We start from the raw sequence: 11,174 nt of genomic DNA, 5'->3' as shown, positions 1-11,174 counted from the left end.
ATATGTGATGTCTTCAAAGGAATTCTGGGATAAGTCTGGTGAACTATTCATCTCGTTGATGCAGCGTACAATTACTTCATTGGAATCTGCAATCACTTTAACCTGATATTTATCTCCGGGTGCTTCTGAGGGACATTCATAAGACTTGGTCAAATAACCCATTCTTTCAAGATCACTCGAAGTTCCGCTAAAATCCTTATGCTCCGTCTTTAAAAAATCTTCGGCAGCTCCATATACTACCTTCATATTCTTTATACACTGTTCTGTTTCCTGCTTTTTATTTATATCAAAAAAGTTAGGTAACGCTAAAATAAATACGAGAGCGATAAATGCCAAAATACTTATAATTCTGTAGATACTGATTTTCTTCATCTCAGCTCCTTTAATTTTATTCTCTTTGTATCTACATGCTTGTATCTCTCTTTTCCGTCAAGTATTTTGTCTCCAATTTACATTTTTTCGTCCACTTCACGTTTTTTTACTATCAAATCAAAAATGATATTCACCTAATATAATTTCTCCAGTATTTAAATAAATAAGGTAGATGTGATAAAGAGAGCTGGTTTTGGAACAACAAAGAACTATCTAACATAAAAATGTCAGTACGTGCTTTGTTGTTTTGGTCAATATCCACTTTATTTACATAATGGCATATGAAGTGGATAATTAAGATGTTATTAAATAGGATATTATGATAGAATTAAAAATAACCCAGATGAATATCAGATGAAACTCAAGTTAATGAAATTTACAAATTTGATTTGATTATCTGACCCCAATTTCCTTACGGAGCAAAACGAGTTTTTGTTCAGCAAGTTCTCTTGCTTGGGCTGAGCCTTTTTCCAGAATATCATCAATATATCCTTTATCAGCCATCAAACGATTATATTTTTCTCTGAAAGAAGAAATGGTTTCATTGATTATTTCAAAAAGAGCCTGTTTGGCGTGACCCCACCCTAAACCGCCTGCACGGTAACGTTTTTTCATATCTTCCTGTAGCTGCTGATCAGCAAAAAGTTTATATAGTGCAAACACATTGCAGATATCAGGATCTTTGGGCTCTTCAATCGTCTGACTGTTGGTCACGATTTTCATTATGAGTTTTCTCAGTTTCTTTTCAGGCAGGAACATGGGAATAGTGTTATTATAACTTTTACTCATTTTACGACCATCCAAGCCGACAATAATTCCAGTATCTTTATGAATCAGAGCCTGTGGCACCTTGAGGATTTCTTTTTTATAATTACGGTTGATCACTTCGGCGATATCAGTTGCCATTTCCAGATGCTGCTGCTGGTCTGAGCCCACAGGCACCACATCTGCATCAAAGAGCAGGATATCAGCACTCATCAGCACGGGATAAGTGAATAGTCCCATATTCACGCCATCATCAGTATCTTTGTTAAGTTCATTATTAGTCTGTACCATTGCCTTATAGGCATGGGCTCTGTTCATCAGACCTTTGGGAGTGAAAGCCAGTAAAATTGTGCTCAGCTCAAAAGTTTGGGGAACAGCGGATTGCTTATAGATAAGGTTATGTTCAGGATCAAGACCACAGGCAAGCCAGGCAGCAGCAATCTCGTAGATCCGTTCACTCAGAACATCGGGATCTTTTGTCTGGTTCAAAGCATGGTAATCAGCGATAAAATAACGGGTCTCATACTGAGCTGAGAGCTGGAGAGCGGGTTTGATAGCTCCAAAATAATTCCCAATATGGGGATTTCCTGTAGGTTTAATTCCTGTAAGGGCAATTTTTTTATTCATTTTCATCTTCCTTATCACTTAATATTTTACCGACGAGGTCATATTCCCAGGTGTCAATGATCATAACATTTTTGAACTCACCGGGTTTGGCATCACCATAAAGATAAACTACCCCATCAATTTCCGGGCAATCATAAGCTGTTCTGCCAATATAATCAAATTCTTTATCTTCACTTTTTTCGTCAATTATTACTCTTATCACTTTTTTATAATATCTGCTCATGGTAATCTTGGAAATTTCCATCTGGATAGCCATTAATTGATCACGTCTTAATTCAGCTGTATCTTCATCAATTTTATCCGGAAGGTCTGCAGAAGGGGTTCCTTCCTCTTCTGAAAAGGTAAATACACCCAGTCTTTCAAATCTCATCTCTTCAATGAAATCCATTAATTCATCATAATCCTGCTCTGTTTCACCTGGATGTCCTACTATGAAGGTTGTGCGAATAGCAGCCAGAGGATCATTTCTTCTTATGAGAGATATTATCTCACGTACCCGTTTTTGATCGACTTTGCGATTCATGTCATTTAGTAAATGATCTGCTGCGTGCTGGAGAGGGATTTCAAAGTAATGGCAGATTTTATCGCTTTGGCAAATATGATCTATCAGTTCATCAGTAAGATGGGCAGGATGCAGATACAGCAGCCTGATCCATTCCAGTTCGGGGATTTTCTCCAGTTCAATAAGTAATTCAATTAAGTGAGATTTATTATCCCAGTCATAACCATATTGAGTTGTATCCTGAGCAGTGACTATCAATTCCTTAACACCTGAAGTAGCCATTTCGCGTGCTTGAGCTACAAGTTTATCAACAGGTTCACTTTGCAGTTTGCCTCTGATAGAAGGGATAGCACAATATGAGCAGTGATTATTGCAGCCATCACTAATACGGAGATAGGCATAATGAGGAGGGGTGAGTTGCCGTCGCTTGAGAGTGTAGGGAGCAGCAAAAATATCGGAGAAGCTGGAAAAATCCTTAAGATCCACAAGATGATCGATCTCAGGTAAATCCCTTTGAATATCATTAAAATAGCGTCTTATCAGGCAGCCGGTAGCTATGAGTTTGGTGCATTTGCCAGTTTTTTTATATTCAGAAAGGGTTAAGATAGTATCAATAGCTTCCTGCTTGGCATCAAGTATGAAACCACAGGTATTAATGATTATCACTTCTGCCAAAGAGGGGTCTGAAGTTGCTTGATAGTCATTATTTTCAATAATGCCGGCAAATATTTCACTATCGACCAGGTTTTTGGGACAACCGAGACTTTCGAGATAATAATATTTCATAACACTTCCTGATAAAATAAACCTGCCAGTTGCCCGGCAGGTTGTTTATTTATTCCAAAATGATTATAATTAGTCAAGTAGATGAACAACTACACCGGAGCGAAGTTTTGGTTCAAACCAGGTAGATTTTGGAGGCATTACCTCCCCAGCATCTGCAATTTCCATTAACTGCTTAATTGAAGTAGGGTACATGGAGAAGGCAACTGCTTCACCAGTATCTATTCGACGAGAAAGCTCTTTAAGACCGCGGATACCACCTACAAAATCAATTCTTTTGTCGTGACGGGGATCACCTATGCCAAGAATAGGGGAGAGCAGATTATTCTGCAGAACAGAAACGTCCAGGCTTAATACAGGGTCAGCTTCCGGGAAGCTGCCATGTCTGGCAGTGAGTTTATACCATGTTCCATCAATATACATCCCAAAATGATGTTGCCCTTCAGGATAATATTCCATAATCTGCTTTTCTACAACAAATTTTTTTTCGACTTTGTCGATAAAATCTTTTGCCGTTAAACCATTAAGATCCTTGACAACGCGATTATAATCCATAATGTATAACTGATTAGCCGGGAAAATCACACTCAGGAAGAAATTGTATTCTTCTTCACCGGTATGATCAGGATTTGCTGCTCTGCGTTGTTGACCAACTTTGGTAGCAGAAGCTGAACGATGATGACCATCAGCCACATAAAGAAATTTTATCTCGTTAAAAATCTGCGTGATTCTGGCAACAATATCTTCCTGATCAATTTTCCAGATGATGTGTTTAATCCCATCTTCGGTTTCATAATTATATAATGGTGTATCCTGAGTGAGTTCAGCTACCAGAACATTCATATCTTTTCTGGGAGGATACGTGAGAAAGACGGGACCAGTATTGGCGTTGAGAGTATCCACATGCTTAATACGGTCAGCTTCTTTTACTGCCCGAGTGTGCTCATGCTTTTTGATAATATCATTCTCATAGTCTTCTACCGATGCAACGGCAACAAGACCGATCTGATTTACTCTATCCATAATGAGTTGATAAAGATAATAACAAGGTTTGTCATCCTGGATCAATATATCATCTTTGATCAGTTTATAGAGATTCTCTTTACCTTTTTGATAAACTTTTTCGCCATAGATATCAAGATCAGCTGGAAGATCAACTTCCGGTTTCACAACATGTAAAAAACTGTAAGGTTTACCTTTTACCTGCTGACGTGCTTCCTCCGAATTCAGGACATCATAAGGAGGAGAAACTACTTCGCCAAAATATTCTGGTGAAGGACGAACTCCCTTAAAAGCTTTTATTTTTGCCATTATCAGCTCCTACTCTATATTTTTTGTTATTTTCATCCAAAGCTGGCGATCATTGATCACGAAATTGCTTAAATCAGAAGTATCTGAGACTTTGATAATTTCATCAGTCAAAGTTTCAGCTTTGATATATTCATCAAATTTCGAGAAAACAGCTGTGATTTCATCTTCACCTGAATATTTGATCTTGATCCTGTCCATTATCTCAAATCCGTTTTCTTTACGGGAATACTGGATTTTGTTTACCAGTTCTCTGGCAAGTCCTTCTGCTATCAGCTCATCGGTGAGTTTGGTATTAAGGGCTACGAAGAGATCATTGTCTGCTGCAAATGTGAGACCTTCTTTATTTTTGATAGAGATGATAAGTTCCTCTGGGTGTAATTCAAATACATTCCCATCAAGTTCCAGCTTATAGAGCTTCTCTTTATTAAGAGCTGCTGCAATAGCGTTTTGATCAAGCTCATTCAGGGCAGATGAGATGTCTTTCACATTTTTACCAAAGCGAGGTCCCATTTTCTTGAAATTTACCCGAATTTCATAATTAATGAAATCGGAATCATTTTTTATGTATTCTATATCCTTAACGTTGATTTCTTCTTTAACCAGCCATTCATTGCGTTGCACCAGTTCTTTACATTCGGCAGGGATATACATGGTCTGCAGGGGTTGACGAACTTTGATCTGGCAGCTGTTACGAGCTGCTCTTCCCAGAGAAACCAGATTGATAACTGTTTTCATCTCGGTTTCCAGGGTGTTATCAATAAGATCTGAATTACTTACAGGGAAATCTGCCAGATGAACACTATCTTCGCCCGTAAGGTTATGATATATTTCTTCAGCCAGGAATGGGGCAAAAGGTGCAACCAGACGACTCACAGAAGTAAGAACTTCCCAGAGTGTCAGATATGCAGCTTTTTTATCATCCGTGAGAGTCATTGCCCAATAACGTCTGCGACTGCGGCGAACATACCAGTTGCTAAGATCATCGATCACAAAGCTCTGGATAGCTCTCACACTGCGAGTGAGTTCAAATTTATCAGTATTTGCATTAACTTCACAGATCAGATTATTAAGTCTGGAGATTATCCAGCGGTCAATTTCAGCTTCTTTGCAGCCGGAATTATCATGCTCAAGAGCATCAAATCCATCTATATTGGCATAAGTGACATAGAATGAATACACATTTTTGAGCGTGCCAAAGAATTTATTAAGGATTTCGGCAACGCCTTTTTCATCAAATTTAGTGGGAATCCAGGGGGGACTCACTGCCAGCAGATACCACCTTACGGCATCAGCACCAAACTGGTGGATCATCTTGAGTGGATCTACTGAATTACCTTTGGTTTTAGACATCTTGACGCCCTTTTTGTCAAGGATCAGGTCATTAACGAGTACATTCTTATATGATGACTTGCCGGTAAGCATAGTGGAAATTGCCAGCATGGAATAAAACCAGCCACGAGTCTGGTCAATACCCTCAGAGATGAAATCTGCGGGATAGAGTTCAGGATCAAAGTTATCGGCATTTTCAAAAGGATAATGCCATTGTGCAAAGGGCATTGAACCACTGTCAAACCAGCAGTCAATCACTTCAGGAGTACGCTTCATCGGTTTTCCGCACTCCGGACACTTGATCACAATATCATCCACATAAGGTCTGTGAAGTTCAATATCTTCCGGGACAGGGGAACCATCCTGCAGTGTCCCTTTCTCACGCAGCTCAGCTATCGAGCCTACGCTTTCCAGTTTATCACAATCATCGCAAACCCAGATATTGAGGGGAGTACCCCAGAAACGGTTACGGCTGATCGCCCAGTCTACATTATTTTCCAGCCATTCACCAAAGCGTTTTTCACCCACAAAAGCCGGATACCAGTTTATCTTACGATTATTTTCCAGCATCTGCTGTTTGTATTCACTGGTTCGGATATACCAGCTGTCACGTGCAAAATAAATCAGAGGGCTGTCACAACGCCAGCAGAAGGGATAAGTATGCTTGATCTGGGTTCTTTTATATAAAATTCCTCTATCATTCATATTTCGGATGATAGCTTTATCAGCGTCTTTTACGAATTCTCCTGCCCAGTCCGTGATCACATCCTGGAACTTGCCAGCTTCATCAACAGGTTGGATGATAGGCAGATCATATTTGCGACCCAGTTCATAATCCTCAGCGCCAAAAGCCGGAGCAGTGTGTACTATACCCGTACCGTCACTCATGGTCACATAATCAGCCAAACCGATATAGAATCCCTTTTTATTGGGTTTCACAAAGGGGAACATCTGCTCATATTCCTGATATTCCAGTTCTGAGCCCTGATATTCTGCTATTATTTCAAATTCACCATCAAGAACTTCCAGACGAGCTTTTGCCAGGATCAGAAATTCTTCCTTGTGGGCTACTTTTACGTAGGTCTCAATAGGATTAACAGCCAATGCTACATTGCTGATCAGTGTCCAGGGAGTTGTAGTCCAGGCAAGAAACCAGGTGTTATCTTCACCTATTTTTTTGAACTTGATAAAGACTGAGGGATCTTCGGTTTCCTGATAACCCTGAGCAACTTCATGACTGGAAAGCGGAGTTCCGCATTTGGGGCAATAAGGCACGATCTTGTGTCCCTGATAGATCAGACCCTTTTGGAAGAATTGATTAAGTATCCACCAGACGGATTCAATATAATCATTTGTGAGTGTGATATAAGGATTATCAAGATCAATCCAGTAGCCCATCTCTTTGGTCATCTCTCGCCACATATTTTCATAACAGAAAACGGAATCACGGCATTTTTGGTTGAATTGACTCACGCCGAATTCGATGATATCATTCTTATCTTCCAGACCTAAGGCCTTTTCTACTTCAATTTCTACGGGTAAACCATGGGTATCCCAGCCAGCTTTGCGCTTAACCTGAAATCCTTTCATGGTTTTATAACGGCAAATAGTGTCTTTCAGGGTACGTGCCAACACATGATGGATACCGGGCTTGCCATTAGCTGTGGGTGGGCCTTCAAAGAATACGAATTTATCCTTTCCTGCCCGGAAATCTTCACTTCGCTGTACCATACCGGTCTTTGACCAGTAGTCCTGCGTTCTTTTTTCCAGGTCAGTAACTTTCTCTTTGGGATCAAAAGTTTTATACATCTATTTTTTCTCCTGCATTTTCTTCTTCAAATAAATCTGCAAAATGCTCATGCAGCTCTTTATGTTCGCTCACATATTCCTTCCATTCTGCCTGAGCCTTCTCTATATCTACACATTTGGGGCATAAAACAAGCAAATTCTCTTCTGATACTCCAATATAACCGCGATCGTAACATCGATTGCAACTGCGCTTTTTCCTGTTACGTACCGCTATCTCCTTCACTGCATCTAAATGCTTTTCTTCTAAACGAAACATCTTATGCCTCTCAATTAAAATTTTTCCAGCAATTTCTGGCTTAATGGCTTTGTATGTCAATGAATATTTACTGAGGGGATAATAGCAGATAATTTAGAGTGGGGAATAGAAGCTTGTGGGACTTAGCGGACTCAGCGGACAAAGCGGACGCAGAGAGAACTTCCCCTCAGTCCGCTTAGTCCACTATGTCCGCAAATTACACTCCCAAATAGAGAGAAACAAATTTATTTCATCAAGATCATTTTTTGGGTAATGGTGCTGTGCTCAGTAGTGATTTTATAGAAATATAATCCTGAAGAGATATTATCTGCATTCCAGATGATCTGGTGTTCACCTGGCTGATAGAATTTTGTATCAAAACTCTTGATCTTCTGACCCTTTATGTTATAGATATCAATACTGACATTTCCAGCTTGTTGAAGGTTAAATTCAATAGTTGTAGCTGGATTAAAAGGATTGGGGAAATTATGAGTTGAGATGAGTGTGGGAGTGATCTCATTGTTATCATTTTCAGGGATAATATCTTCAATTCTTATTGAAGCATACATGAAGGTAGAGCCGTTATTTTCACCATGCTGCTGTGAATGAAATGAGCCATAGGAATTATCATCAAGGAAGAAAAGGTGGAGGATATAACCATCTTCATACTCAATCAGGTCACCGGGATAAGCAAAACAGGGGATCATGCCTTCCAGTTCCGGGCAATAATTCTCACTTTCAGGATTAGCGTTCATAAAGATGGGTTCATACCAGTACTCTCCATTATCCCAAGACAGGCAGATTGCGAGTTCAGGTGTTTCTTCCCAGCCTTCATAACCAGGGAATTCTGCCTGTGCACCAGCTGCCTTTTGACCATCTACCCACACATACGCCATGATACCAGTCTCAGGATCAGTAGTAAGGTAATACTGGTTATAATGAAAGGCAACATCCGGATCATAGTGGAAAATGGGCCAGTCCATTACCCAGAGCGGGTAACCTTCTTCATCAAATTCATCGATCTCTCCATCTCCATCCAGATCCCAGGGTTTAGCAGGGAGAACACTATTGGGGTCTAAAGAAGCAGGATAGACATCAGTTAATTCAAATTGGTGAGTGTTCAGATCAAAATTGAATATTTTGGGATAGATCATAAAGGAAAGAGGATCATACCAGGTGTCATCGACCATAATTGCCATAGCACCAGGGAAAGTAACCTGTTGATTATTATTACTGGGTACAAGATTAAAATGAGAAGTATGCATAAATATCCATCTCGGTTCAGCACCTTCACCAAAGAGATATTGAGGTTCTGGATTGCCTGGCAAGTAGAATATCGGGTTTTCTTCATCAAATACCCATTCCTGAGAATAATATATCCATTCACCTTCGCCATAATTATCATTTGTCAGGCAGACTAACTGGTCAGGGAAATCTTCAAAGGTCAAATACCCCATAACAATTACCTGGTTATCAATAATCGTCCAGGAGCTAAAAATCCGTGCCCATTCGGGGATTTCCTGATGAAAATTATCTAATTGAGGGATGGAAGTATATTCCCATTCCAGATCGCTTTGGTTTTCAAGGTCTTCGGCATTAAAATCAGCATAACAGATCAAAGGATTTCCAGTGGTATTACTTACAATACCAGTAGATGTGGCATTATTAGTTGCTACCAGATATGCTCTCTGCATATCAGGTTCAGGAGAAGGGCCGGTTTTTACCTGGGGCCAGAGAAATTGGTCATTAATATCAGGGAAGATACTGGCAGCATTTGCAGGATCGATCACGAGAATAGGGTCATACTTCCAGTTTCCAGGTACTCCAGTAAGATGATAAAGGTCATAGAGCAAAAAGCATCCAGTATCGGTGTCAGTTTGGCCATGCCAACTTGCGAAAACATCACCTGTAACCTGATCTACATGAGCATCAGGATAACTTCCTGCATATTCCAGATTTTCGATCATGACAACTTCACCGGTTTCATCAATATAGGTGCAGTAGATAGAGCTTTCTCCCGTTTGAGTCTTTACGCGATAGACGATATAGACTCCACCATTCTCAGCAGGTTGAACTGAGATAGGAGTATCATTATAACATTGGAAATAATCCGCGTAGTTCTCTACTAAGGGCAGGGGAGGAACTAACCATTCCCAATCAGGAACAATTCTATCTTTTGTTTCATTCAGGGCAGAATTTCTTTGCGATAGCATATTATCATCATAAACAGGTGAGACGGGATACGCAAGTAGTTGAGCAATAAAGGAAATTACAATAAACAAAATAATCAGTGACTGTTTCATAATACATTACCCCCATAAGTTCTGAAGGGCTTACTATGACCTTCTAATTTAATAAAGTAAATGAATTTATATGTATGTCAAGTAAAAAAAATAATTTTATTTATTTCAGAAGTATATATTATTTCAGAAGGAGCATTTTGATTTCTTGAGAACCATCCTGAGTGAGTAATCGGGCGAAATATATTCCGCTATTTACCTGGCGTTTATCAGCATCATTACCATCCCATTTAACAGATTGTAGTCCAGAGGGAAGATCTCTATTCAGTAAAGTAACGATGTGTTGACCTTTGATGGAATATATTGCCAGGATAACGTTTTGGGGAGCATCAAGCTCGAAGGAAATTTCTGTTTCTGGATTGAAAGGGTTAGGGAAATTCATCAAGCTGCTATTAATTTCAGGAAGGTCATCTTCTGTCTGATCACTTGCAGAAACACTGATATAATATTGTTGAGGCAGGCAATTATATCCGCTGATAGAAAGCGTGATATCCGTTCCTGGAGTAAGGAGAGTATCGATGGGCATATTGCAGATACCCAGAGAATCAGTGGTTCCAGTACCGATAACAGAACTATTATAGATAAGAGCAATACGGAAATTCTCAGCTGGTTCGTTCTCATGCATCAGCTCTGCATACACAGTGATAGAAGTAGCATCCGTAGTGATCTCACTGGGATAATTAACCGTAATTCCTACAGGAGGAGCAGTCCAGATAGATAAGGTGGGATCTGCCAGCACATTGCAGTCATAAAAACACCAGCGCAGAGCTCCTTCCTCATGCTGACCGGGAGCAGTAACCCAGGGAGCAGTAGCTATTTTGGAAAGCAAATGCGTTTGGGCAATATCATTAACTTTATCAGTATAAAGGGCATTTACGAATTCACGATGCAGGTGCTGGGATGGACCTTCTGTTTGTCCTTCATTAAACCAGCCATAGCGTGAATTACCAACGAATCCTGAGATAAAATTCGGTAATTTGAGAGCTTCTTCAGCAATGCAGTCATTCTGATCAAAACCACCACAATTGCATCCGTGTGTATAAATCAAGGGATAAGTATGATCCAGTCCATTCAATTCTGGAAAGTTATCCTCTATCATATCTTCATTATGCATTCCGAACATATATTCATAATTAGCATG

General features: G+C 39.8%; 8 protein-coding genes. All 8 read right to left on the bottom strand.

Annotation, left to right across the window (positions count from 1 at the left end; all coding sequences use genetic code 11):
- Positions 1-372, bottom strand: a 372-nt coding sequence (locus RAO94_00200) for a hypothetical protein (protein MDP8320747.1), incomplete at its 3' end; no start/stop codon positions are given.
- A gap of 393 nt (positions 373-765) precedes the next feature.
- Complete coding sequence (gene trpS, locus RAO94_00195) at positions 766-1,764, bottom strand: tryptophan--tRNA ligase (GenBank protein ID MDP8320746.1); 999 nt, start codon at positions 1,762-1,764, stop codon at positions 766-768.
- The gene (gene rimO, locus RAO94_00190; protein MDP8320745.1) at positions 1,757-3,052 is read right to left on the bottom strand and encodes a 30S ribosomal protein S12 methylthiotransferase RimO; all 1,296 of its coding nucleotides are present in this window, start codon (positions 3,050-3,052) and stop codon (positions 1,757-1,759) included. Before rimO ends, trpS begins: the two co-directional genes overlap by 8 nt.
- Positions 3,053-3,121: 69 nt before the next feature.
- Positions 3,122-4,360, bottom strand: a complete 1,239-nt coding sequence (locus RAO94_00185) for a DUF1015 family protein (protein ID MDP8320744.1) — start codon at positions 4,358-4,360, stop codon at positions 3,122-3,124.
- A 9-nt stretch (positions 4,361-4,369) separates the two neighbouring features.
- The gene (gene ileS / locus RAO94_00180) at positions 4,370-7,498 is read right to left on the bottom strand and encodes an isoleucine--tRNA ligase (GenBank protein MDP8320743.1); all 3,129 of its coding nucleotides are present in this window, start codon (positions 7,496-7,498) and stop codon (positions 4,370-4,372) included.
- The gene (locus RAO94_00175; GenBank protein ID MDP8320742.1) at positions 7,491-7,754 is read right to left on the bottom strand and encodes a hypothetical protein; all 264 of its coding nucleotides are present in this window, start codon (positions 7,752-7,754) and stop codon (positions 7,491-7,493) included. Before RAO94_00175 ends, ileS begins: the two co-directional genes overlap by 8 nt.
- A gap of 224 nt (positions 7,755-7,978) precedes the next feature.
- Positions 7,979-10,036 carry a T9SS type A sorting domain-containing protein gene (locus RAO94_00170; GenBank protein ID MDP8320741.1) on the bottom strand — a complete coding sequence of 686 codons (2,058 nt, stop codon included), beginning with the start codon at positions 10,034-10,036 and terminating at the stop codon, positions 7,979-7,981.
- Positions 10,037-10,154: 118 nt separating this feature from the next.
- On the bottom strand, positions 10,155-11,174 hold a 1,020-nt coding region (locus tag RAO94_00165), incomplete at its 5' end, for a C25 family cysteine peptidase (GenBank protein ID MDP8320740.1).

The organism is Candidatus Stygibacter australis (assembly GCA_030765845.1).
Lineage (GTDB): Bacteria > Cloacimonadota > Cloacimonadia > Cloacimonadales > TCS61 > Stygibacter > Stygibacter australis.
Note: the sequence above shows the minus strand (reverse complement) of the source record. Positions and strands in the feature narration are given on the sequence as shown.

Excerpts from the sequence above, each read along its gene's own strand:
- trpS (MDP8320746.1), bottom strand. The coding sequence starts at position 1,764 with ATGAATAAAAAAATTGCCCTTACAGGAATTAAACCTACAGGAAATCCC.
- rimO (MDP8320745.1), bottom strand. The coding sequence starts at position 3,052 with ATGAAATATTATTATCTCGAAAGTCTCGGTTGTCCCAAAAACCTGGTC.
- RAO94_00185 (MDP8320744.1), bottom strand. The coding sequence starts at position 4,360 with ATGGCAAAAATAAAAGCTTTTAAGGGAGTTCGTCCTTCACCAGAATAT.
- ileS (MDP8320743.1), bottom strand. The coding sequence starts at position 7,498 with ATGTATAAAACTTTTGATCCCAAAGAGAAAGTTACTGACCTGGAAAAA.
- RAO94_00175 (MDP8320742.1), bottom strand. The coding sequence starts at position 7,754 with ATGTTTCGTTTAGAAGAAAAGCATTTAGATGCAGTGAAGGAGATAGCG.
- RAO94_00170 (MDP8320741.1), bottom strand. The coding sequence starts at position 10,036 with ATGAAACAGTCACTGATTATTTTGTTTATTGTAATTTCCTTTATTGCT.